This is a genomic window from Paenibacillus sp. FSL L8-0436, from assembly GCF_038593025.1.
In the GTDB taxonomy this organism is placed as follows: Bacteria; Bacillota; Bacilli; order Paenibacillales; family Paenibacillaceae; genus Paenibacillus_AQ.
This window is the reverse complement of the sequence record NZ_CP151955.1, coordinates 2,015,443-2,039,302: the sequence shown is the minus strand read 5'-3', so window position 1 is coordinate 2,039,302 and position 23,860 is coordinate 2,015,443. Positions and strand designations below refer to the sequence as shown.

Genomic DNA, 23,860 nt, shown 5'->3' with positions numbered 1-23,860 from the left:
CCAGCCGGCAATATGTCGTTAGGGTGATCCTATGCGTAGATTTGCTTGTTCTGCCTTGAGAAAAGAGCAAACTTCTCGATAGCCTGCGCTCTCGTCGACACTTCAAGCTTCACATAAATTTTGCGCAAATAATTGTCTATGGAACGCCGGCTTACCTCTATTTCAAGGGCAATTTTATCATAAGTGATTCCCTGCACAATACGCTCCATAATGAACATCTCAGTCTGGGTCAGCTGCATGACACCATCCAGCCCCTGTGACGATGGTGCCAGCCGAAATCCTTTTTCAATCCAGTCAAACGGTATAGAGAGGAAACCTTCCCGCAATCCGTCGATCATCAGCAGCAACTGGCGGGGAGAAGCTCCCTTGGAGAGTATTCCGCTTGCCCCAAGCTCAAGCAGCGGCTGAAATAAAGTCTTGTCCTCTTCTTCCGTCATGATGATGAAATGAGAATTTGGCGAACTGCTCTTCATCTCCGGCAGAATGCTCTCCACATTTCCTTCCGGCATCTGATAATCCGCCAGCACCAGATCCGGCTGACTTTCACGCACATTGTAAACGCCTTCGTTCCAAGTCGAATACATCCCGAGAATTTCCAGCTCCCCCCCTTCCTCCAAAATCAGTTTTGTTCCAAGCATACTTGTGGGATGACATCCCACGATGATCCCCCGCCACACCTTCATCATTAACTCCCTGACCTCCTGCTATCTATATAATTTACCCAGAGTGAAAAACGCCTCGGGGTTTTACGGTTATTACGTATGCAAGGATGGTTGCAATTTTATCCTTTCTTCCTTCTTTTACCTTGTATACGCCCATCAGATATTCCAATCTATAGAAATTGTATCGCAGTAGTTTAATAGGATGCAATTACTTTTTCACGTTTTCAGACTCTCTTTCACTTTTGCGAAAACTCAAAAAGTCTGATAGAATGGGGACTTGAAAAAAAACAGCCTGAGGTGATGTAATGCAACCGCTAGCGGAATCGACCCCGGTACACTCGCGCCGTACTGCAGCGAGAAGCGGCCCTTCCGTAAAATGGTTTTTACTGTTCTGGATTTTGATGATCGGGCTCGGCTTCTATGCCGTGTACAGCTATACCAACCATCTAAAGCAGCAGGTGCTGAGCGAACTTGGCACTCAAAGCCAGCAGCAGCTTACCGTTTTGAAGACCGATTATGAATCGCGAATTGCCGTTCTCTCTGAAGAGGTGAAGGAACTGCAGAGCACTGTTCAGAGCTTTAATGAACTGCTCACCTTTACCAAAGACAATGCAAGCAGCAAGACAGACAACAGCAACAAGCTGTATACCCAGTTAAACGAGGTCCGCAAGCAACTCGATGCCCTGAAGAAAGAGATGGATCTGCTGAAATGAGAACCCCTGTCCAACGAGTCAACCGGTTCTTTATGCTGCTGACTGCTCCCTTCTTCGGGTTATTGCTCTGTCTGTGGTGGTATCAGCCGCCGCTTGACCTGAAGCTGAACACAGAACAGTTCGCTGCAGCCCCGGGGCCGCTTGAATTAACAACCTCTTTGAAGAATGATTTGAAGCTGGCCGAGGCCTCTGCTTCCTATACCATAGATTCAATAGGTGCCAGTGCACAGCTCTACAAACAAACAACAAACGCGATGAATGCCATTGTTAATACCGCCAAAACCCAGGCATCCCGCCCGGAGCAAATCTATAACCGGAGAATTTCAGCCAGGCTGGGAATTCCTGCCGATATTGTGAACAGCGAGCGCATTACCATCGAACTTTACCGCTTAAATCCCGGCAACTATAAAGCCTATGCCCTAAAAATCAAGCTGAAGGATGCTTCGGCCATGAAAATGAGCCTGGCCGGAGACGGCTCCGGCGGAGCTGAAACTACCATGCGCGCCGTCAACCGTTACGGTGCAACAGCCGGCATCAATGCCGGAGGATTTGCCGATAAGGGCGGTAAACGTTATCCCTTGTCCACAACCGTTGTAGGCGGCCAATATTTGTACGGATTCGAGCCGAGTTACAAGGATCTCAGCTTCGTTGGCCTGAATAAATCAGGACAGCTGATCGGCGGCAAATTCTTCAGCCGGACACAACTCGACCAGTTGGAGCCGGTGTTCGGCGCCACCTTTGTCCCGGTCCTGCTGAAGAACAACACCAAGATGGTGATCCCGGATAAGTGGAAGAGCAGCCCCAAACGTGCCCCGCGCACCGTAATCGGCAAGTATAAGGATGATCAGCTTCTCGTGCTCGTGGCGGACGGCTACAACGAAAACGGCACCTCCGGTGCCACACTGGAGGAAATCCAGAACAAGCTGTACAACATGGGTGTGATCGATGCCTACAATCTGGATGGCGGGGGTTCTTCGTCCCTGATCTTTAGAGGAAAGGTTATTAACAATCCATCGGACGGGAATCTCCGCCAGGTGCCGACCAGTTTCCTGTTTTTCAAATAACTTTTCCCAGTTGTCTATGCGGCATCTCACATTTTTCTTTTGTTTTTGATATAGACCAGGTTATAATCAGGATAACGAATACAGATCCTTATGGAGGTGTCCAGCATGTCGTTTTCCTTGACCTTTTGGATCATAACCCTGGTATTTCTGCTGTTCCTGACCGGAATTCTAACCTCCTCCTACAACGACGATAAGACCAAGGGCTTATAAAAGCCTGGATGGACCCAAGCATTCGCTGCTTCAAAAAAAGAGCACCGCACATCTGTGCGGTGCTTTTTTTAGTAATGGAGGCGGCAGACACCCTGCTGCGGCCATACTATGTACAATTAAATTTGCTTGCTTTCAGCAGGAGAAAGCGTAATTTCTAGGCGTGTCTTGAAAGTTGAGTCATTTCCCCAAGACATTCAGCACAAATATAACGATCTTTATATTCACTTACACCCTCAATTGATCCGCAGAATACACATTTGGGGCGGTAACGCTCCAGAATGATATGGTCGCCCTGTACCAGAATTTCTACCGGGTCGCCTTCATTCATTTGATACCTTTTACGCAGGGACTTAGGCAGAACAATTCTACCCAGCTGATCTACTTTCCGAACAACGCCAGCAGGTTTCATATCTAACTTACACCTCTCCTGTTCAACTAATAATTAGTAACTACTACTTTTTTCGGCACTATTCAACTATTTCGTTAATCAATTGTCGAATCCTGCTGAAATAAATAAAAATTCATGTCTGTTTTTAGAAAAGTTGTGGAAATTCTAGCTGGCGCAGCGCTTCATAGACAATAATGGCCGCCGAGTTTGACAAATTAAGCGATCTGACAGCATCGCTCATTGGCATGCGCATTCTCGTTTCTTTCCCGGCTTCCAGAATATCGGCTGGCAGACCCTTGGTTTCCTTGCCGAAAACGAAAAAATCCTCATCCTGAAAGGCAAAATCGGTATAGCGCTTCTCGGCCTTGGTTGTAGCATAGAAAAACCGGCCTTCCTTATACTTCTCCAGCACTTCCCCAAACGAATCATGATATTCGATATTTACGGCGTGCCAATAATCGAGTCCTGCCCGTTTCAGCGTAGCGTCGTCTGTACGGAAGCCCAAGGGACGGACCAGATGAAGATGCGTGCCTGTTGCCGCGCAAGTGCGGGCAATATTGCCGGTATTCGCCGGAATTTCCGGTTCTACCAGCACAATATGAAGTGCCATAGTGTGAATGCTTCCTCTCTTTAGGCTCTAACAGCCCTATAATGTGTTAGTAAGGACATCCTCTAAGGTGAGGGCAGCGCTTATAGATCATACACGGCGCGTATGTGCCACGCAGAAAACCTTCCGCCTGCAGGCGGAAGGTTCAAAAGCTTTCATTCATTAGCCCTGAGTTTGCCGGAAATGCTGCATGAAATCGGTAAGCGCCTTAACACTCTCATAAGGAACCGCGTTATAAATGGAAGCACGCAAGCCTCCAACACTGCGGTGGCCCTTAAGACCGACAAAACCTTCTAGTTCAGCGGCTTTGACGAATTGCTTCTCAAGCTCTTCCGACTGCATCCGAAATGTAACGTTCATGATGGAGCGGCTGCCTTGTTCCGCAACTCCGCGGTAGAAACCATCACTACCGTCAATATGATTATAGAGCAGCCCGGCTTTGTCGCGGTTCTTGACTTCGATACCTGCAAGCCCGCCCTGCTCCCCAATCCATTTTAACACTTCATTAACCATATATACAGAAAAGGATGGCGGAGTATTGTAGAGAGAGTTGTTCTTATAATGTGTATCGTAACGCAGAATCGTCGGGATATTGGAAGGCGACTTCGCGATCAGTTCTTCCTTAGCAATAACCACAGTTACGCCTGATGGTCCGAGATTCTTTTGCGCGCCGGCATAAATCAGCCCGAATTTATTCACGTCAAAGGAACGGCTCAGAATGTCGCTGGACATGTCTGCAATCAGCGGGATAGAGCCGGAATCCGGAAACTCCGCATATTGTGTTCCTTCAATCGTTTCATTCGACGTAACATGCAGATACGCTGCGTTATCCGCTGCCTTGATGCTGCTAAGCTCTGGAATCGCCAGAAACTTCTTGTCCTCTGAGGATGCGGCGACATGGGCGCCACCAACCAATTTGGCTTCCTTGAGGGCTTTATCCGCCCAGCTTCCTGTCATGACATAGCTGCCCACTTGGCCCTCGGAGACAAGGTTCATCGGAAGCATGGCGAACTGGGTGCTTGCTCCGCCTTGGATGAACAATACCTTATAACCCTGCGGATTGCCAAGGAGTGACAGCAGACGTTCCTGAGCTTCGTTATGAACGGACTCGTATACCGCCCCACGGTGCGACATCTCCATAATGGACATTCCGCTTTCCCGGAATTCGACAAACTCCGCTTGTGCGCGTTCCAATACTGCAAGCGGCAGCGCCGCCGGACCTGCATTAAAATTGTATGCTCTCTTGCTCAAAATTGCCCCCACCCTTTCTCTCCTGCGAATATGGATAGAGATTATGATAGCAGTAATCTAACACACCATCAAGTATAATTATTCACATAGAAGGTATAATCGCCAGGCTTAAATGGTGAAAAACTGATAGCTGCGGCTCCAATCCTTGCTGTGACGCGGTAAAATGCTGATGTCCGCAAAAACTTCCGGCGAAATAACATGCTTCTCGCCCCACAGTGCTATCTGTTCCGGATGGAAACTTCCGTATTCCCTGATCCCAACTCTGCTTGGCTGATGAGAAATTTCCCAATAAAAGGAATTTTCTGCATCTTCCCAGCCGCCCAGCTTACAGTAGAAGGGGCGGTCGGGCTCATTCTTCCAGCTTAGTGTATCTCCGGTTCGGCTGAGCAATTCCTCTGTATAAATGGATTCCGCCTGCTCTACCCTGACATTGTCCGGCAATCTCAGTTCATACCCTGATCCGACATTTTCACCGTTAATTCCAACAAAATTATGATTGTACTCCTCCGTCAGAAGCTCCTTTGACCCTCTGTTCTCCAGAGTGTAATAGATGTTCAGCCTGTCTTCGTCAAGCGAGATCCTTTTGGTCAAAAGCATGCTGTATCCCCGGCACTCCATCGGCTGCACCGAATAGGTAACCGAATCTGTAGTGTGTTCTTCAATCACCTCAAAGGGAATCAGCGGATAACTTCCGGCAAAAAAATAGGGAGCATCTTCCTGCTTCTGCAGCAGCCCTACTCCCGGCTTCGGAAACCATTCTCCAACTTCTGCATCGTCATAGCCAATTGCCCGGGAAATGCCGAATTCATTACATAGCCCAAAACCGCCAGTACCCTGCCCGGGCACAAGGCTTTCCGGTACGCAAAACGTATGTTTACCCTGCTCCAGTGTTACCTGTGTAATAAACCCTGTCCAATCAAATCTAGTGCCGTTATAGGCTCCAGTATCAGCAATCTCCACAGTAAGTATCCCATTAGTGAGAGTGTAAGCCATAAGTTAATCTTCCTCTTTCTTTTGCTTATTATTATTGTTACCTATATTCTCAGAACCTCTTCACCGCTGAAAAAAGCGTCTGCATTCGCATTTCCTGCGAAGCAGGCGCCTTTTCGTATACTTTTATGCAGTTAGGCCAGCTCCACTTGCAGGAGATGCAGTTCTCCTTCCGGCAGCGCACGGAGTATGCTGCGCGGTATCACAACACCCTCTGAGACGCGCTGAAGCGTCACCTCAGCGCCGTTAAGCGACACAGAGTATATTTCATACTCCCCGTATTCTCTGCTTCCTGTGGACGTATAGGCGACCTCCAGCATGCGTTCCGCAAAGACCGTCTTAATCGTTGCCTTCCCCTGCTCATCGAACTGTTCCTTCACCAGTTTGGGCTGAAGCAGCAAATCGCCGAGCCTGCCCTTGACCCCAAACACCTCTGTGACCATCGTCAGCAGCAGCCAGCTCGCTGAACCGGTTAAATAGGTGTACATTCCTCTGCCCTGCTCATTGATATATTCGGGAATGCCGGGATACATCCGGCTGAGTTCGAAATTCGCGCTGAGCTTGTACAGTGAATCCAGCACTTTGCGGCCTTCCTGAACAAAACCGCGTTTATACAGGGCGTTCCCGTACATCACGGTCATATGGCTGAACATAGCCCCGTTCTCTTTATGACCAAAGGCAAAACCAAAAGCACGGCCCAGATTCTGCTGGATGCCGCCAAAATTGGTATTCAGCCGGTATCCGATATTGTCGTCCAGCAGGTTGCGTTCTACCGCTGCGACGATATGCGGAATTTGCTCTGGCGCTGCTGCATGGCCGAGCAGCGGGAATACCTGGCCTGTCAGCGTCATGCGTACACCTTCGGCATGTTCGCCTTCGACGCGTTCTCCGTCGTTATTATAATAACCGTTGAACCAGCCGTCGCCATGATCACTTTGCACCCACTCATTCCGGCGCAAGTGATTGAATATCCATTCTGCCTTTTTCGCCAGATCAGCTGCCACTTTCGCTATTGGCAGAGTTACCCGGACTCCGCTTACTTTGTTAGGCGCAGCGGTGTAGTAAAGGTTCAACTGTTCCCGCTTGGCTATTACAGACTCATAGTTCAGCGATTTCTCTAATGTATCCAGCAGCAGCGTCATCTCTTCCGCCAGCTCCAGCGACTCCAGCCCGGTACGTTCCTGAAGAGTGCGCAGCAGCACGGACAGATCGTACAGGTTGCTGCCATAGAAGGCGGTGAAGGTCACACTTTCTCCCCGCTGGGCCGCCATATCCAGCCCGTCATTCCAGTCCGCGCCCTCCAGAAGAATATTGTTATGCTCCCCCACATTGAAGAACGGAACCAGATTCTGCAGCAGAATATGCTCCAGAATCGTCCCCTTGTAGGTCTCTCCGGTTGAGGTCTGCAGATGGCTTCCCCCCGCAGCGTCCCAGGAGGCGTCGCGTTCCCGGCACCGGCTCATGAAGGAGTCGCGGAAATAGCTTTGCTCCTGCAGCAGAAAATCCAGATCCCCGCTCTGGTCCAGGTACAGCATAGTGGTCAGGAACGGCCAGGCCCCATGATCCATCCAAACCCGGGGAATATTATTGCGGTCGGCAATAAATTCGCCCGGCTGCTGGCCGATAATGGTCGCATTGCTGCCATCGATTCGCACACCTGCATAATTATTCAGCAGCAGACTCCGCACATCTGCCGGCTCCATAATAAGCAGCGCCAGGCAATCCTGCCACAGATCGCGCCAGCCGCGCCCGCCTCTTCCGTAGTCATGATAAGGGAGGAAAGAGTTGCCGTACAACCTGCGCAGCACAGGCTGCAGCGTTACCCATTTCATCCACTGGTCAGCAGCATGATCTCCGGTATGAAACTCAACTGTATTCACCTTGTCCGCCCAGAAAGCCTTGTTTTCTTCCAGTAAAACGTCAAAGGCTGTGGCGGATCCGTATTTGGCCATTAACCCCGGAATATCTATTCTTTCACTTTCAATGGCCAGAATCACCACATAGGAACGGCCTTCTCCTGGAAGCAGAGATGCGGTGGCAAAACGCAATCCGCCAAAAGCCTCATAACCTTCTTTATGTACGCCTTCTTCGCGTGTCTCAGGAGCCCGATTCCGCACAACAGCCTCAGGCCAATCCAGGCTTCCGCCTTCACCGATAAATTCCTCCTGCACCGGGAAGAAGCCCACAGGAGTTCTTCCTTCTCCTTCTACACCGAAGACGCCATAGGAGGTATGATTCACACGATGGCCCCGTTCATCAAAGGAAAGTGCAGGCTGAACCTCGACACCTTGTGCTGAAGTATAAATCCGGTTTAGCAGAGAGGTCACATGCCGGTGATCACGCAGATCATCCGCTGAACGGGCATACAGCGGAACAGCCGCAGTCGGCGTAATGATGAGCTCAGCCGCTCCGGTATTCGTAAGCATCACCTGCATCAATTCTACCTTGTCTTGGCCGCAGGGTACAATGCTGGTGATTTGCGCCTTGATACCGAGTTCACGGCTCTCACGGGTTACCCGATGCCATAGGAGCCCTGCTTCCAATTCCGAATCATCAGAGTTAGGCTCATAGGCCTGTGCATGCTGTCTGGCTGAATTCCCCGCTGCCGACCAGGCGCCTTTGCCCTCAATATATACCCAGAAATTGCGGGAAGCACGCGAATTATGCAAATCCTCCACCGAAAGCGGCGGAGTAAGAAATGTATTGTGCCCTGAAGTGGCTTGGCCATGAAGATTCGGAGTGACCGAAGACATCATCCCTCCCTCATTCACCAAGGGAAAATATAAAAAGCTGCTTCTTTCGGGATACTTAAGTTTAAACTCTCCATTTGTTCCGGTAAATTCCCAACCTGACTTAGACGTTTGTTCCACTGCAATCATCCTCTCCATAGCCTATTGTTTTGTTACTTTTTTATCCATTTTACAGAAACCGCTTTCGGTATTTATTATCACATCGTTAGATATTGTTGTAAAGTAATTTCCGTTTGTTAACCTCGATTAATAATAAAACATAGAATAAAGTCTGATATTCCAAGGAATAAACAGGTTTATTACGCAGGGGATTACTTTTCATTAATCAATAATAACCGCACTAATTCAACCGAAACTATTTTCGATAATTCATATTTTTGATCAAATCCACTCGAATGAACCTCAAAATCTTGAGTTTTCTTATCAAAAAACGCCTTCAATCAATCAAATTACATATAAGCTCATGCTAAATGCACTCTAACTATGTTAAATAATGTTATATTAACGAAAATTATCGTTGTTTTCGTGAATTGTTTTTAATTTTCAGACATTGATTAAGAGAAATAGACCACAAAGAAGCCCCCGGGATACCCGGGGGCTTCTTAACAATAATTAAGCTAACTTATAGGTCGAAGTACAGGGAGTATTCATGCGGATGTACACGAATCGCAACTTCTTGAGCTTCAGAACGTTTCAGAGCGATATAGTTATCGATGAAGTCTTTAGTGAATACGCCGCCTTCAGTAAGGAATTCGTAATCAGCTTCCAGAGAATCAAGCGCTTCGCTCAGGCTGCCCGGAACGCTGCGGATTTTTTCTTTGTCTGCATCGGACAGTTCGTAGATGTTCTTGTCCAGAGGACCGTAACCCATTTCTTCCGGGTTGATCTTCTTCTTGATTCCGTCCAGACCGGCCATCAGCATAGCTGAAAATGCCAGGTAAGGGTTGGCTGTGGAATCCGGTGTACGGAATTCGATGCGACAGCCTTTAGGTGTCACAGCAGCTACCGGGATACGAACAGCAGCGGAGCGGTTTCCTTTGGAGTAAACGAGGTTAACCGGTGCTTCATAACCAGGAACCAGACGTTTGAACGAGTTAGTGCTTGGGTTAGTCAGCGCGATCAGTGCCGGAGCATGATACAGGATACCGCCGATATAGTGCAAGGCCATCTCACTCAGGTTGGCATAAGCGCCTTTCTCGTAGAACAAAGGAGCGTCGCCGTTAAAGATTGATTGGTGAACGTGCATGCCGCTACCATTATCGCCGAACAGCGGTTTTGGCATAAATGTTGCCACTTTTCCGTATTGGCGTGCAGTGTTTTGCACAATATATTTGTAAGTCAGCAGATTATCAGCTGTTTTCTTCAAGGTATCAAAACGGAAGTTGATTTCCGCTTGGCCTGCAGTTGCCACTTCATGGTGATGACGTTCAATTTCAAGTCCGGCTTCAGCCAGCAAACGGCACATTTCGCTGCGGATATCCTGTTGGGAATCCACCGGCGCTACTGGAACATATCCGCCTTTAACGCCAACTTTGAATGCAAGGTTGCCGCCTTCTTCTTTACGATTGGTATTCCATGCCGCTTCTTCAGAATCTACGAAGAAGGAAGAGCTATTCATTCCGCTCTCATAACGCACATCGTCGAAGATAAAGAACTCGGATTCAGGTGCGAAGAATGCTGCTGTACCCACACCGCTTGCTTGCAGGAATTCTTCTGCCTTTACCGCGATACCACGGGGGTCGCGCTCGTAACGTTCACCATCAGGGGTGAAAATATCGCACATGATGTTCAGCGTCGGATGAGCTGTAAAAGGATCGATATATGTAGTGCTCGGATCAGGCATCATTACCATATCAGATTCTTCAATACCGCGGAATCCTTTGATGGAAGAACCGTCAAACGCAACACCATTTTCAAATGTTTCTGCTTCCACTGCGGATGCTGGCAATGAGATATGGTGAGCACGTCCACCCAAATCTACAAAACGAAAATCCACCCACTCGATATTGTTTTCCTTGATCGTCTGCAACACTTTTTCAACCGACATGACTATATTCCTCCCCAATTTCCGAACATTAGGCCGCTCACAGTATCAAATGTTCTTGTTTATAATTTTTTTGCTGTCGTCATTATAAATCTCAAACCTAACATCGTCAATGCTTATGTCAGGTATTTTTGAAGACAATGTAAGATATTCTAACGCTTTAGTGAAAAAATCAACTTTCTCTATTTCCTATGTCATATTCATTCAATACGATACATAAAAACCGTCCTCTCCCTACGCCCGTAAGCGAGAAGAGGACGGCCTAAAGGCTGATTTCTGCTTCTTGTACTAAAGAATCGGGGCAGGCTCAAGAGACTCCGAGAACTTGCGTCCCACCAGCGGAGCAAGCTTCTCCAGATCTCTCAGCAGGGTGTCAAACTGCTCAGGGAACAGAGACTGGACCCCATCGCCTGTCATGGAATTGTCGGGATCGGTATGCATTTCGATAATAAGCCCGTTGGCTCCCGCAGCAACAGAAGCTTTGGCCATCGGTGCAACCAGTTCACGCCGTCCTGTACCATGGCTCGGGTCAGAAATCACCGGAAGATGGCTGAGGTTCTGAAGCACTGGAATTGCTGACAAATCCAGCGTGTTGCGGGTGTAGGTTTCAAAGGTGCGGATTCCGCGCTCACAGAGCATGACATCGCGGTTGCCGCCGGCCAGAATGTATTCAGCCGCATTGAGGAGCTCATCGTAAGTAGCACTGAAGCCGCGCTTAAGCAATACCGGACGTCCGCAGGTGCCCAGCTTGCGCAAGAGGTCGAAATTCTGCATATTGCGTGTGCCCACCTGCAGTATATCAGCATGCTCCGCACAAATATCCACATACTCCGGTGTCATTACCTCGGTAATGGTCAGCAGACCATGCCGCTTGCCGGCTTCCGCCATCATTGTCAGTCCTTCTACACCGACACCCTGGAAGCTGTAAGGTCCGGTACGCGGCTTGAACGCGCCTCCACGCAATACTTGGCCACCGGAAGCTTTGACCAGCCGGGCGATTTCGTCAATCTGCTCCGGGGATTCAACGGCACAAGGCCCACCCATAATGACAAGATTTTCCCCGCCGATCTTCACGCCGCGGATATCGATAACCGTATCCTCCGGATGGAAATCGCGGCTCGCCAGCTTATAGGATTTGGAGATTTTTACTACGTTCTCCACACCTTTCATCTGGCGCAAATGCTCGGCAAGCTTTGGTGTGACACCACCGATCAGGCCGATAACCGTATGATCCGCCCCCCGGGAGAGATGAACCTGCAGCCCTTCCTTTTCGATAACGGCAATAATATCATTTACCTGCTCTTGCGGTGTTTGATTGGATGTAATAACGATCATATTATAGCTCCCCTTTTAGGCAAATATTTAGCAAATGTTACCTTATAAATCGCACGTCACTATCACGCTACGACGCGTGTACGCTTTTAAGCACTAAAGTAATTTTACCGCATTTTGTTCTTTTCGTCAACCTTCAATTACCGTTCTAGCTGCATTAGTTACCATTTATTAGTATTCATGAAGCTATTCTCTGGTGCACATTGGAAAATCAGCTGGTATAGCATGGAATAATAAAAGGGATATCTATCCAATAACAAAGAGCACACAGGTTCCGCTGCCGGAATCTGTGTGCTACATATCCACCTAATTTATAAGTTCAAATGCCGGGACAAACCTTAGGTAGCGCTCGCAGTCTTGTTCTTCACCGGAGGCAGCAGCTTCGCCATATTCACCGTACGTTTGATTTCCCATGTCTCCGGAAGCGCCGGATCATACTGCTCCAGGTAACTGATAACTTCCTTCGTAATCGGTGTAGGCGTCGAAGCGCCGGACGTTACCCCTACCTTGGAGACTCCCTTGAGCCACTCTGTATTCAGTTCCGACACGTCGGAAATACGGTGGGCAGGCACGCCTGCGATCTCTTCTGACACCTGTGCCAGACGGTTGGAGTTATTGCTTCTAGGGTCGCCAACAACGATGACCAGATCACATTGACCGGCCTGCTCCGCTACCGCTTCCTGCCGTACCTGGGTAGCCATACAGATCTCGTTGTGCACCTCGGCGCCGGGGAACTTCTCCAGCAGCTTTTTCATGATATTTTTAATATCCCACTGGCTCATCGTGGTCTGGTTCGTAATAACGATACGGGAAGAAGGCACAGACAATCCTGCAATCTCTTCTTCCTTCTCAATCAGGTGGACATGCTCCGGGGCAATACCAACAGCACCTTCCGGCTCCGGATGGCCCTTCTTGCCAATATAAATAATCTCGTAGCCTTCCTCTGCCTTCTCCTTGATGAGATCATGCGTTTTGGTCACATCGGGGCAGGTGGCATCTACGGTCGTCAGCCCCTTGGCGCGGGCCATCTTGCGCACCTCCGGCGAAACGCCGTGTGCGGTGAAGATAACGGTACCACTGTCGACTTTATCGAGAATATCCAGACGGTTATGCCCGTCTAGAGTTATAATTCCGTCATCCTCAAAAGAATTGGTAACATGACTATTATGAACAATCATGCCCAGTATATAAATCGGCCGGGGCAGATCAAGATTTTGTGCGGCCTGCCGTGCCATTACCATGGCGTCGACGACACCGTAGCAATAGCCCCGGGGAGAGATTTTGATAACTTCCATGAATTCACCGGCTTTCTGCTGTCAATGACGGCTGTAATAGGACCTGCCTAATTATACCCTATTCCAGCGGCGGAGCAAAGAGAAGGGGCAGCCAGATGACAAAAGTAGTCCCCTCGCCCTGACGGGTAACGACCTCCACCGAACCACCATGCTCATCAATAATCCACTTGGCGATGGACAGCCCGAGACCAATTCCTTCCGTAATTCCCCGCGACTCATCGGCCCGGTAGAACCGGTCAAAGATATGCGGCACCTCATCCTTGTCCATCCCGATTCCGGTATCCGTGATGCGGATCCCCACCTGGCTCTGATAAAAGACAGCGTCCAGCGTCACTACTCCGGAAGGTGTGTATTTGAAGGCATTATCGATAAAAATGAATAACATCTGCTGCAGATAATCCTTGTTGCCGACAATATATTTGCCGTTCAGATGCCCCATAGCCCCTACAGACCATTCCGCCTGCCGCGGCAGGAAGGACGCCCGGCGTGCAACCTCAGTCATCATTGGCTCAAGCGCTACTGGCTCCTTATCAAAGGTCCGCCCGGTATCGGAACGTGCCAACGAGAGCATATCTGCGACCAGCCGGCTCATGCGCTGCGATTCATCGGCAATATCCTTTACCGACTCCATAGAGAGCTGGCGGATTTCCGCCTCGGTCATTCTGCTCTCGCCCGGCTCCATCTCCCATATTTTTTGCAGCAGGTCGATGTTCCCGCGAATCGTGGTAAGCGGAGTCCGCAGCTCATGCGAGGCATCGGATACAAATCGGCGCTGGGTTGCATACGAATCCTCAAGATCCTTATAGAAACCCTCCATCCGCCCCAGCATGCTGTTGACCGTTTCAATCAGCCGCCCGATTTCATCCGGCGGACCGTCATATTCAATGCGGGAGCTCAGATCGGTTCCCGTCTGAATTCCGTTCGCAGCTTCAATGACCATGCCGATCGGGCTCATGGATTTACGGGCCAGGAACAGGCCGAAGGTGAAGGCTGCGATCAGCGTGGCAAAAGAGCCGACGAGCAGGATGTTCTTGAGCCGGGTCAGCATTGTCACTTGTTCCCCAATATATACTGCAACCTGAAGTACACCTGCATGATTGCCGCTGCTAGTAGCAACATCAACTGCCTGCTGGTAGATCAGAAAGGGATTCCCGCCATAATAGGACTGAGAGAATCCTTGCTGTTTCTGGATGTTTTCTTTCGCAGGATATTTGAATTCCAGATTGATCTGTGTCATGTTCGTGCTGAGAATCAGCTTTTCCAGGTCATAAATATACACTTGGGCAAATAAACTTTGTCCTGCAGGCCCTCTAAGCACCGGCCCCAAAGTACCGTCATTGTTCAAGCCCATGTCAGGTTGAACCTGCTGTGCCTGCAGTTTAAGCCGGTCCTTCAAATCACCATACGTATTAAAATAGACAAAACCGTAAATTGCGGCTGATAAAGCCAGCAGCATAACGGCCAAAATTCCTGAATACCAGGCTGTCAGCCGCAATTTAATAGACATGTTTAATTGTCACCTCTTAGAATGTAACCGGCTCCCCGGATCGTCTGGATCAAACGTTTGCCGCCGTGCTCCTCCGTCTTCTGGCGCAGCATGGCAATATAGACCTCAAGCACATTGGACTCCCCGCTGTAATCATAGCCCCAAATTTTATCCATAATCAGGTCGCGGGACAATACGCGCTTCGGATTCTGCAGGAACAAATGCAGCAGTTCAAACTCCTTGGCCGTCAGCTCCAGACGTTTGCCGGCGCGAGTGACTTCACGCGAGTCCACATCCAGCGTAATATCCTCATACGACACTGCCTGATCTGCGCCGCCTCCCTGCTCGCTCTTGCGGCGAAGCAGTGCGCGCACCCGGGCCAGCAGCTCCTCCAGCGCAAAAGGCTTTACCAGATAATCATCTGCTCCGAGATCCAGCCCTTTGACCCGGTGTTCGATTTCATCCTTGGCTGTCAGCATCAGTACAGGCACACTGCTTCCGCCTTCCCGCAAACGACGGCAGACCTCAAAACCGTCTACCTGTGGCATCATCACATCAAGTATGACTACATCGGGATCGCTGTTCAGAACAGCACGCAGTCCATCGGCCCCGTTAGCCGCAGTTTTTACATCATAACCCTCAAAGGCAAGACCACGGCGCAGCATGGAAATAATTTTTTCATCGTCATCAATAATTAGAATATTCGGTCGCATCAAACAGCCCCCATTGTCTAGATCGTTTATCTCTATTGTAGCATGAATGCGCGGCCCAGCGCCCTGTGCAGCAAAAACGGAAGGGTTCCCCCTTCCGCTGCTCACTTTACCGTCCGGTGTATTTACTGCTTCTGAGTTTGGGTGGTGTCAAAATCATTTTTGTTGCCGATGGTAACCGGAAGCTCAAGCGTTTTGCCGTCACGGACCACATTCATTGTGACCTTGTCTCCAACCTTCAAGGATTGGATATAAGTAATCAGATCCTGGCTGGTTGCATATTTCGTTCCGTTCACACCTGTAATGATGTCATAAGGACGCAGGTCGGCGGAATAAGCTGGTGATTTAAAGACAATCTCTGCAACTACAGATCCTTCTTTGATGTCAGTGCCCATTTGTTTCGCCACTTCATCTGTAATGGTCATGAGCGAGGCACCGATAAATGGAACAGGTTCTTTCGGAATTTCCTGGTTGGCTTCAAGTTTGTCTACTACCTCTTTGATGGTGTTGACTGCAATGGCAAACCCGATACCTTGAGACTGCGTGCTTACCGCAACGTTCATTCCGATAACCTGGCCGTTCATGTTAAGCAGCGGTCCGCCGGAGTTACCAGGGTTGATCGATGCGTCGGTTTGAAGCAGGTTTTTGTAATTGCGTGTCCCGCTGCCGTCTTCTTCGTTAATATCAATGCTGCGGTCCTTGGCACTCAGCACACCAGCAGTGACTGTATGATCGAAACCTTGCGGGTTGCCGATCGCGACAACTTCAGAGCCTACCTTGATGCTGTCGGAATCTCCAAGAGCCACTGTAGGGAAGTCTGCCCCTTCGATCTTCAGGACTGCCAAATCCAGATCTTTGCTGGCGCCGAGCAGTTTCGCCCCATAAGGCTTGGTGGTTCCATCAACAGTTACTTGTATAACATCTGCATTATCAACAACATGCTGATTAGTCAGTATATATCCGGCCGAATCATAAATGAAGCCTGTTCCAATACCGTAAGGAGTTAGCTGTGATGAATCCGACTTTGGTTCTGACTGGGAATTCTGGTCCGTCCCGGAAGATCCACTGCCTCCGAATTGATCACCAAAGAAAAATTGTGAGAACGGATCGCTCGTGTTTGGATTGGTTGAGCTTCTGCCGGAGCCCGTTTTGACCAATGTCTCGATTTTGACGACTGCCGGTCCAACTCCATCTACTACACTCGACACATCACCTGATCCGGTAACAAGTGCCGTGGTGGACGTCGAAGGAGTAATATTGGCATTGCCGACTGCCGTCTTGGCTGCCGGGCTGGCCACTGTAGCTGTTGCCGCCTGTTCACCACCTGTGAACCAGTTACCGCGGTCTGCCATGAACATTGAGCCTGACAGCACGACCATCCCGGCGAGGAAAGAAATCAAGGCGGTTTTTACCGGTCTCTGGGGCTTGCGGTTATACTGCCAGCCGTTGCCGCCATCCGAACCATTGCCGCCATTGCTGCCCCGTCCACCGCCGTCATTTCCGGTAGTGCGAAGTGAAGTGCTGTAAGGGGCCGGTTTGATCGGCTGCGGAGGGGTGACCTCAACCCGCTCCGACTCCATCCGGTTGTAATGCTGTACATCATCCGGATTCATCTCGTCTTTGTTCAAAGATTTAAAAGGTCCATAGGAATAGTAGTATGAGGATCCTGAATCGGTTGATTGGTTATTATTGCTGCTGTCATTGTTCTTAGCATTATCCCATTCCCGATCCGGTGAAGGTTCATTATCACGATTGAAGTTGTTTTTGTTATCGTCCATGTTTACGTTCCTCCCGTGCCTTGCCTGTTCGACAAGGAGTATTGTGTTGTTCTCTTGTTCTTATTTTGTACTTTAAACCTTAAGGTCACATTAAAAACAATTTAAGCGGAGATAAAAGATAATAGGGTTCAGACACCGTAGCAGAGGAATAACAACCAAAGACTGTTGTATTTGTTACTTCAGCATATAAAAAAACAAAAAGACCCGCGCGCACATTGCCGCGCCGGCCCTTAACAACATCTTATTATGATCAAGCTTCATTCTGCCATCCAGTAAATAGTCAGGTCCTATTTACTGATAGATTCCTATAAAGCCATTGTAATGAATCCATTTCCTTTATCCCTGCGCCCAGCCCTTGCGGTGGGCGTAAATCGCCAGCTGTGTGCGGTCGTCCAGTTCGCATTTCATCAGCAGGTTGCTGACATGTGTCTTCACCGTCTTGATGCTGATATGCAGCTCCTCGCCGATGTCCTTGTTGGTTTTGCCTTCGGCAATAAGCAGCAGCACTTCCTTCTCACGCTCGGTTAGGCCGGAGGAATCCCCCTGTACAGTCCGCTGGCGGATGCCGCGGGTCAGCGCCTGTGAGACATCGCCGGTCATGACCGGCATCCCGCGGTACGCTCCTTGCAGCGCATAGATCAACTCCTCGGCCGAGACAGTTTTGAGCACGTAGCTGACAGCTCCGGCTTCAATGGCGTCTACGACCAGATCATCTTCCAGAAAGCTGGTGAGGATGACAATTTTAAGCCCGGGGAATTCGGCTAGGACGGCCCTCGTCGTTTCGGCACCGTTCATCACCGGCATCATCAGATCCATCAGCACGAGATCAGGCAGACCGTCCTGTCCGCCGGCCTTCAGCATTTCCAGCGCTTCCTGGCCATTCGCCGCTTCGCCGATAACCTCGAAACTGGGCTCCAGCATCAGATACGTTTTGAGCCCCATCCGCACCATATCATGATCATCCACAAGCAGCACTTTTATAAGACTCATGTTTTAATCCCCCTGTTCCTGATAGCCCTACACAAACTTTGGAATATGTACGCGGATCGTCGTTCCCGCTCCCTTGCGGCTGATAATTTCCACTTGGCCGCCAAGCTTTTCCGCACGCTCGCGCATCGTGGTGAGCCCGTAGGACCCCTGCTTGTGCTGCACATGCTCAAAGCCCTGACCATCATCGCTGATGCTCAGTACGACCTGCCTCGGCACTTCGCGCAACGACAGGCTGACCACCCTTGCTCCTGCATGTTTGACGATATTGGCCATCGACTCCTGAATAATCAGGAACAGCTGATGCTCGATCGCTTCCGACAATTCGCCCTGCAGTTCAAGCTCCTTCACACCTTTAAGCCCATTCTGGCGGCAATAGTCAGGAAACCATTTCTCCAGCGCTTCAAACAGATTACGGCCTTCCAGTTCCACCGGACGCAGCTGTGCAATCAGCGCTCTCATCTGCTTTTGCGCCATTTGGGACATCGTAATTAACTGGTTCATCACGATCTGGCCCTGCTCTTCATTGCGTTCCAGAACTTTAGGCAGCGAAGAAGCGGACATATGAATCGCAAAAAGCTGCTGGCTCACCGTATCATGCAGATCCCGGGCCATTCGCCTCCGCTCTTCCAGTACCGCGCTCTCCGCCGCCTTTTCTTTTTCAATCACTTCCTGTTCCCCAAGCCGCTGCAGCAATTGCATCTTGTTCTCCACGGTATCCATCATGATGTTGAATTCATGGTAGACCCGCGCAAAGGACTGATCATCACTTTCAGGCATCCGTACAGACAGATTGCCTTTAGCCACCTGCAGCATGTTCAGATCCAGATGATCGATCCGGCGCTGAATCCGCTGTCCCGCCACATAGCCGATAACCACGGTGAACAATACAATCCCAACACACAGGTACACCCACATGCGGTAATCCACAACTTCGATATAGCCCAAGCATGTTCCGGCATACACAAGTCCGGCAGCCAAACCTCCGCTGAGCAGGAAATAAACAAGCAGCATCCATTTGGTATTGCTAAAGATCGTCCCCATCCTTAACCTACCGTTTTGACTTTAATGTCGCCGATGAAAGCACTCACGTTAATACGGACCTTTTTGCCTGCTTCCTTGTAATAAGGTGTCTTGCACTGCACATTGCTCATAAACCCGCTGCGCGACTGCTCCAGTACCTGCATGTCACCGATAAAGGAACTGCTGGTCACAGATACCCCAAGATTCATATCATCCGGAATATACACTTTGATGTCGCCGACAAACGCGGAAATATTAATCTTCGTCTCCCCGTAAGGAATTTGCGCATTGGTCAGGTCCAGCACCGTGTCACCGATAAATTGCGAAACGTTGGTATGCTTCAATTGAAAATGCTCACGTCCCATATGGACATCTCCGATAAAAGCAGACCGGTTCGTCGTTTCCTTATGATCCTCTGTCTGGTGAAACTCTTCATGCCACTCGCCGTGTCTGCGGGCATGCCGTTCCTGGCGCTCCTGCCGTCTGCGTTCATGACGTTCCCGGTTCTCCTGCCAGCGCGATTCCGCAGCGGATTGAAAACGGCCATCCTTAGGGTCAATCTCGTCTTCATTAGTGTCTTTATTTAAATATTCATTCCAGTCACGCTCTCCGGCAGGTTTGCCGAACTTCTGCTCAAACTGCTCATCCAGCGTCGATTCCAGCGGCTTTGGAGGCGTGGCATCCGGTGAACCCTGGCCCGGCGGGTAGAAGCTTGGCGGCGCTGGCGGTGCTGGCGGTACGGGAGGTACCGGTGGTGTAGCATTACGCGGCTTGAAGATCACAAACAGTCCTCCGCCGATCAACATGACGGGTATCAGCAATTTAAAAAAGTCGCCTGCTGAAACATCGAACCAGTCCAAGTTGCGCCCCAGAAAAAAGACCCCAAGCGCCAGAAAGAAAAATCCGCCAAGCGCTGATGAAAATTTAGATTGATGATCGTCGGTGGATAGTAAACGCTGCACACCCATATAAATGAGAATAACCGGCCAGTAGTCAGAAATTAGTGATCCTATGCTGAAATCGGTATAACCCATCTGCCTCAGCAGGAACACTGCGCCGAGTCCAATCAGGATCAGACCGCCAAGTACCTGGCTGGTGAACCTTCTTTTCATAATCCATTTCCCCTTTAGTTGTTATAGCAATCATGTGATCCGTTTCTTATAGCCTTAGTCTACAGGAATACTGGTGCGGGGAACAGCGGCGCGAGAAGTAAATAAGCCTCAGTCTCTGGACGGAGTCCATTGGTATTAATAGTAAGAAATTTCATGGATTATTTCAATGGCTACTCTTTAAAGCCGCAAAAAAAGCTGCCCCTCAGCTCAATATGAGCGTGATCGGGACAGCCTGCTTCATTGCTTTTAGATGTAACCCAGAGTCCATCACCGCATTACTGCTGCGGTTTTTGGGCCGGTTTGGACAACGTGTTGTTGCTTTGCTTTGTTGCGCCGTCATTCTCGACAGCAAACTCAGCATTGTATTTTTCATTCGGTGTTTTGTAGTTTTCTTGTACCTTTGGTTTTTTAGCCACGGAATTCACCTCCCTTTTCGGAAGAGGCAAGTGTTTTGCCCCAGTCCGTATTATGGGAAGTGAAGGGCTGTATTATGCATCCCCAAGTGAAAAAGAATTCAAACTGCCTAACGTCCGTAATTGCGTTTAAACGATTTCCTCCAGCAGGTCTTGCGGAACGGTCTTGTATGTCTGGATCGCCCGGCTGAGACTCTTCAGCATGCTCTCCGTGCATTTCCCGTTCCCGCGTTTGATGAGCTGGACCACAACTGTTTTTTTGCCCCACTCCTTATACACCTGCTTGGTAGTGGAAAAATATAAGTCAATCTTCCGTCCTTTAATCGCCGATCCGGTATCTGCAACAACAGCGTAGCCATAACCCGGAATATAAAGGATGCTGCCCAGCGGCAGAACCTTCGGGTCCGCTGCGATGGTGGAGACGGTATTTTTGTCCCTGCGCACCTTGACACCTGAATACGTGATCCCGTATTGCGGATGCTTTGAGGTTTTGCCTGTAGACTCAAATCCGGCCGTATAGCCGGTTGCCATGACCTTTAGCGAAGTGATGATCTGCTCCGGCGCCGGTGCGGCTACAGGCACGGTGGCCGGCAGCTTGGAAGCAGCATTGGTCTTCTTGCGGCCCTCCGTTCCTTCCGCTGGCTGAGGCGCCTGTGTTGCGGCAGGGCGCGTTGCTCTTGAGGCGCCGCCGAGTGAGGATGCTCCGCTGGAGATCGTCTCCTGAGAATGCAGGATCACGCGGCCGGTAGCCAGCACCTCTGATTGCTTGGTATTGCGAACACTTGTAAAAACAGCTGGATCCTTTGTATTTTGAGAAGCCTCTGACTCCGTTATACGGACGTTTAGCGGATTGGCAGTGTCTCCCGTCCCGCTCGCCTCAACCGACTTGCGTCCATAATCCGGATAGATATCCGCAGCAGCCAGCATAAGCACGATGGTAACGAATAGACACCAAAACCTCTGACATAAGCCCATTTTGTTCATTTCTTAAACCTCCCCCTATTAGCGAAGGTTTCCCGTTTCACAAAATTTTATACATGAAGCACCAGGTTCCGGCTTCATGGGGCCTATGACAGAGGTTCATATCAGGTGACTAAATTACACGCTCGGCGATCTCTTTGGCAAGGGACTCAATAACTTCCTGCAGCGGCTGGGCGCCGATATCGCCTTCTCCACGCTTGCGGATGGAGACGGATCCCGCGTTCATCTCGTTCTCTCCCACGACGAACATATATGGAAGTTTTTCCAGTTGGGCTTCACGGATCTTATAGCCCATCTTCTCGTTGCGCAGATCCACTTCAGCCCGGATGCCGCTCTTCAGCAGCTTCGCTTCCACTTCTTTGGCATATTCGTCAAAAGCAGAGGATACCGGAATAATCTTCACCTGTTGCGGGGAAAGCCACAGCGGCAGCGAACCGGCAAAATTCTCCAGAAGGAACGCTACGAAACGCTCCATGGTGCCGAGAATTCCGCGGTGAAGCACGACCGGACGATGTTTCTGACCATCATCGCCTACATATTCAAGCTCAAAGCGCTCCGGCAGCAGGAAGTCGATTTGCACAGTGGACAATGTTTCTTCCTTACCCAGAACTGTTTTGATCTGAACGTCCAGCTTCGGACCGTAGAAGGCGGCTTCGCCCTCTGCTTCGAAGAACGGCAGGCCCGCTTCTTCAACAACCTCGCGCAGCATCCGCTGAGCAGTCTCCCACATTTCATCGTTAGGGAAATATTTCTCAGTATCTTTAGGATCACGGTAGGACAACCGGAACCGGTAATCGGAAATCCCGAAATCGCTGTACACCTGCTTGATCAGCTCAAGCACGCGTGTGAACTCACTCTTGATCTGGTCCAGGCGGCAGAAAATATGGGAGTCATTCAAGGTCATGGAGCGTACACGGTGCAGACCGGTCAATGCGCCGGACATTTCGTAACGGTGCTGAATGCCAAGCTCGGCAATACGGATCGGCAGATCACGGTAGCTGTGCATCGAGCTCTTATAGATCATCATGTGATGCGGGCAGTTCATCGGACGAAGCACAAATTCTTCGTTGTCAATTGTCATCTTAGGGAACATATCTTCCTGATAATGCTCCCAGTGGCCGGAAGTTTTGTAGAGTTCTACGTTGCCCAGCACCGGAGTGTACACATGCTGATAGCCAAGGCTTGCTTCCAGATCCACAATATAACGCTCCAGAATGCTGCGCAGCTTAGCGCCCTTCGGCAGCCAGATCGGCAGACCTTGTCCAACAAGCTGGTTAAATGTAAAGATCTCCAGCTCCTTGCCCAGCTTCCGGTGGTCACGTTTCTTAGCTTCCTCCAGAAGATGCAGATGCTCGTCCAGCTGTGCTTTCTTAAGCCAGGCTGTGCCGTATACTCGCTGAAGCATTTTGTTCTTGCTGTCGCCGCGCCAGTAAGCACCGGCCACATTCATCAGCTTGAACACTTTGATCTTCGCAGTCGACGGCAGATGCGGGCCGCGGCACAGGTCAAAGAATTCGCCCTGCTCATAAATAGTAATCACGCTATCCTCAGGCAGCGCTTCGATCAGCTCCAGCTTGTAAGGATCGCCCAGCTCGCCAAAGCGATCCAGCGCTTCCTTGCGGCTAACCTCTTTGCGTACAATCGGCAGATTCTCGGAAACGATGCGATCCATTTCCTTCTCGATCTTCAGCAGATCCTCGGGATTCAGCGGATGCTCCAGATCCATATCATAATAGAAACCATCCTCAATTACCGGACCTACTCCCAGCTTGACTTCCTTTGTGCCGAATAGGCGTCTGACCGCCTGGGCCATCAAGTGGGCTGTACTGTGGCGCATAACTTCAAGGCCTTCCGGCGAATCCAGCGTTACAATTTCCACCAGCGCGTCTTCCTGCAGTGGAGTCGACAAATCTACGACAATCCCGTTCATTTTGCCCGCTGCGGCATTCTTGCGGAGTCCGCTGCTAATGGAGGCGGCCACATCATCGATGCTGCTGCCATCGGCGTATTCCCGGACCGAGCCGTCCGGTAGCTTGATACTTACTGACATTGTTATTCCTCCTA

20 protein-coding genes are annotated in these 23,860 nt (G+C 50.0%); 2 read left to right on the top strand and 18 right to left on the bottom strand.

The features are described from left to right. Window positions 1-29: 29 nt before the first annotated feature. Window positions 30-686 (bottom strand): response regulator transcription factor, encoded by a 657-nt coding sequence (locus tag NSS79_RS09235; RefSeq protein ID WP_038588414.1) that lies wholly within the window; start codon window positions 684-686, stop codon window positions 30-32. Window positions 687-967: 281 nt separating this feature from the next. Here NSS79_RS09235 and NSS79_RS09230 point away from each other — a divergent pair, with 281 nt between their 5' ends. Together NSS79_RS09230 and NSS79_RS09225 are read left to right on the top strand one after the other, a co-directional pair. Next, window positions 968-1,375, top strand: a complete 408-nt coding sequence (locus NSS79_RS09230; RefSeq protein WP_038588412.1) for a hypothetical protein — start codon at window positions 968-970, stop codon at window positions 1,373-1,375. Continuing rightward, window positions 1,372-2,439: a phosphodiester glycosidase family protein gene (locus tag NSS79_RS09225; protein WP_342439114.1), complete on the top strand. Its 1,068-nt coding sequence runs from the start codon at window positions 1,372-1,374 to the stop codon at window positions 2,437-2,439. The genes NSS79_RS09230 and NSS79_RS09225 overlap by 4 nt, the downstream gene beginning before the upstream one ends. Before the next feature lie 364 nt (window positions 2,440-2,803). Here the strand turns inward: NSS79_RS09225 and NSS79_RS09220 are convergent, their stop codons facing one another. The 17 genes from NSS79_RS09220 to thrS all read right to left on the bottom strand — a co-directional run bounded on the left by NSS79_RS09220 (window position 2,804) and on the right by thrS (window position 23,846). Next, complete coding sequence (locus tag NSS79_RS09220) at window positions 2,804-3,058, bottom strand: AbrB/MazE/SpoVT family DNA-binding domain-containing protein (RefSeq protein WP_038588405.1); 255 nt, start codon at window positions 3,056-3,058, stop codon at window positions 2,804-2,806. A gap of 124 nt (window positions 3,059-3,182) precedes the next feature. Next, a complete protein-coding gene (gene trmL / locus NSS79_RS09215; protein ID WP_342439113.1) occupies window positions 3,183-3,647 on the bottom strand; it encodes a tRNA (uridine(34)/cytosine(34)/5-carboxymethylaminomethyluridine(34)-2'-O)-methyltransferase TrmL in 465 nt (154 codons plus the stop codon). 159 nt (window positions 3,648-3,806) lie between these two features. After that, entirely contained in the window at window positions 3,807-4,898 is a 1,092-nt protein-coding gene (gene serC / locus NSS79_RS09210; protein ID WP_342440332.1) for a 3-phosphoserine/phosphohydroxythreonine transaminase, read from the bottom strand. Window positions 4,899-5,003: 105 nt separating this feature from the next. After that, window positions 5,004-5,888 (bottom strand): hypothetical protein, encoded by an 885-nt coding sequence (locus NSS79_RS09205; RefSeq protein WP_342439112.1) that lies wholly within the window; start codon window positions 5,886-5,888, stop codon window positions 5,004-5,006. Window positions 5,889-6,019: 131 nt separating this feature from the next. After that, the gene (locus tag NSS79_RS09200) at window positions 6,020-8,764 is read right to left on the bottom strand and encodes a cellobiose phosphorylase (RefSeq protein ID WP_342439111.1); all 2,745 of its coding nucleotides are present in this window, start codon (window positions 8,762-8,764) and stop codon (window positions 6,020-6,022) included. A 493-nt stretch (window positions 8,765-9,257) separates the two neighbouring features. Then, window positions 9,258-10,682: a type I glutamate--ammonia ligase gene (gene glnA, locus NSS79_RS09195; protein WP_341091254.1), complete on the bottom strand. Its 1,425-nt coding sequence runs from the start codon at window positions 10,680-10,682 to the stop codon at window positions 9,258-9,260. 285 nt (window positions 10,683-10,967) lie between these two features. Beyond that, entirely contained in the window at window positions 10,968-12,014 is a 1,047-nt protein-coding gene (gene aroF / locus NSS79_RS09190) for a 3-deoxy-7-phosphoheptulonate synthase (RefSeq protein WP_038588389.1), read from the bottom strand. 335 nt (window positions 12,015-12,349) lie between these two features. Then, window positions 12,350-13,306, bottom strand: coding sequence for a 4-hydroxy-3-methylbut-2-enyl diphosphate reductase (locus NSS79_RS09185; protein ID WP_038588386.1), 957 nt, complete (start codon window positions 13,304-13,306; stop codon window positions 12,350-12,352). A gap of 58 nt (window positions 13,307-13,364) precedes the next feature. Then, window positions 13,365-14,813: a HAMP domain-containing sensor histidine kinase gene (locus NSS79_RS09180; protein WP_342439110.1), complete on the bottom strand. Its 1,449-nt coding sequence runs from the start codon at window positions 14,811-14,813 to the stop codon at window positions 13,365-13,367. Between the two features lie 2 nt (window positions 14,814-14,815). After that, entirely contained in the window at window positions 14,816-15,505 is a 690-nt protein-coding gene (locus tag NSS79_RS09175) for a response regulator transcription factor (RefSeq protein ID WP_342439109.1), read from the bottom strand. A gap of 122 nt (window positions 15,506-15,627) precedes the next feature. Next, window positions 15,628-17,280: a trypsin-like peptidase domain-containing protein gene (locus tag NSS79_RS09170; RefSeq protein WP_342439108.1), complete on the bottom strand. Its 1,653-nt coding sequence runs from the start codon at window positions 17,278-17,280 to the stop codon at window positions 15,628-15,630. Between the two features lie 336 nt (window positions 17,281-17,616). Then, the gene (locus NSS79_RS09165; protein WP_076113054.1) at window positions 17,617-18,270 is read right to left on the bottom strand and encodes a response regulator transcription factor; all 654 of its coding nucleotides are present in this window, start codon (window positions 18,268-18,270) and stop codon (window positions 17,617-17,619) included. A gap of 27 nt (window positions 18,271-18,297) precedes the next feature. Next, on the bottom strand, window positions 18,298-19,311 hold the full coding sequence (locus NSS79_RS09160; protein ID WP_342439107.1) for a sensor histidine kinase: 1,014 nt from the start codon (window positions 19,309-19,311) through the stop codon (window positions 18,298-18,300). Between the two features lie 2 nt (window positions 19,312-19,313). Then, window positions 19,314-20,402: a cell wall-active antibiotics response protein LiaF gene (gene liaF / locus NSS79_RS09155; protein WP_342439106.1), complete on the bottom strand. Its 1,089-nt coding sequence runs from the start codon at window positions 20,400-20,402 to the stop codon at window positions 19,314-19,316. Window positions 20,403-20,677: 275 nt separating this feature from the next. After that, a complete protein-coding gene (locus tag NSS79_RS09150) occupies window positions 20,678-20,818 on the bottom strand; it encodes a hypothetical protein (protein ID WP_179091822.1) in 141 nt (46 codons plus the stop codon). Window positions 20,819-20,944: 126 nt separating this feature from the next. Continuing rightward, window positions 20,945-21,799 (bottom strand): 3D domain-containing protein, encoded by an 855-nt coding sequence (locus tag NSS79_RS09145; RefSeq protein ID WP_342439105.1) that lies wholly within the window; start codon window positions 21,797-21,799, stop codon window positions 20,945-20,947. A 109-nt stretch (window positions 21,800-21,908) separates the two neighbouring features. Then, entirely contained in the window at window positions 21,909-23,846 is a 1,938-nt protein-coding gene (gene thrS, locus NSS79_RS09140) for a threonine--tRNA ligase (RefSeq protein ID WP_342439104.1), read from the bottom strand. Window positions 23,847-23,860: the final 14 nt, after the last annotated feature.

Coding starts and splice junctions, on each gene's coding strand:
- NSS79_RS09235 (WP_038588414.1), bottom strand. CDS start 686: ATGATGAAGGTGTGGCGGGGGATCATCGTGGGATGTCATCCCACAAGT.
- NSS79_RS09230 (WP_038588412.1), top strand. CDS start 968: ATGCAACCGCTAGCGGAATCGACCCCGGTACACTCGCGCCGTACTGCA.
- NSS79_RS09225 (WP_342439114.1), top strand. CDS start 1,372: ATGAGAACCCCTGTCCAACGAGTCAACCGGTTCTTTATGCTGCTGACT.
- NSS79_RS09220 (WP_038588405.1), bottom strand. CDS start 3,058: ATGAAACCTGCTGGCGTTGTTCGGAAAGTAGATCAGCTGGGTAGAATT.
- trmL (WP_342439113.1), bottom strand. CDS start 3,647: ATGGCACTTCATATTGTGCTGGTAGAACCGGAAATTCCGGCGAATACC.
- NSS79_RS09205 (WP_342439112.1), bottom strand. CDS start 5,888: ATGGCTTACACTCTCACTAATGGGATACTTACTGTGGAGATTGCTGAT.
- NSS79_RS09200 (WP_342439111.1), bottom strand. CDS start 8,764: ATGATTGCAGTGGAACAAACGTCTAAGTCAGGTTGGGAATTTACCGGA.
- glnA (WP_341091254.1), bottom strand. CDS start 10,682: ATGTCGGTTGAAAAAGTGTTGCAGACGATCAAGGAAAACAATATCGAG.
- aroF (WP_038588389.1), bottom strand. CDS start 12,014: ATGATCGTTATTACATCCAATCAAACACCGCAAGAGCAGGTAAATGAT.
- NSS79_RS09185 (WP_038588386.1), bottom strand. CDS start 13,306: ATGGAAGTTATCAAAATCTCTCCCCGGGGCTATTGCTACGGTGTCGTC.
- NSS79_RS09180 (WP_342439110.1), bottom strand. CDS start 14,813: ATGTCTATTAAATTGCGGCTGACAGCCTGGTATTCAGGAATTTTGGCC.
- NSS79_RS09175 (WP_342439109.1), bottom strand. CDS start 15,505: ATGCGACCGAATATTCTAATTATTGATGACGATGAAAAAATTATTTCC.
- NSS79_RS09170 (WP_342439108.1), bottom strand. CDS start 17,280: ATGGACGATAACAAAAACAACTTCAATCGTGATAATGAACCTTCACCG.
- NSS79_RS09165 (WP_076113054.1), bottom strand. CDS start 18,270: ATGAGTCTTATAAAAGTGCTGCTTGTGGATGATCATGATATGGTGCGG.
- NSS79_RS09160 (WP_342439107.1), bottom strand. CDS start 19,311: ATGGGGACGATCTTTAGCAATACCAAATGGATGCTGCTTGTTTATTTC.
- liaF (WP_342439106.1), bottom strand. CDS start 20,402: ATGAAAAGAAGGTTCACCAGCCAGGTACTTGGCGGTCTGATCCTGATT.
- NSS79_RS09145 (WP_342439105.1), bottom strand. CDS start 21,799: ATGAACAAAATGGGCTTATGTCAGAGGTTTTGGTGTCTATTCGTTACC.
- thrS (WP_342439104.1), bottom strand. CDS start 23,846: ATGTCAGTAAGTATCAAGCTACCGGACGGCTCGGTCCGGGAATACGCC.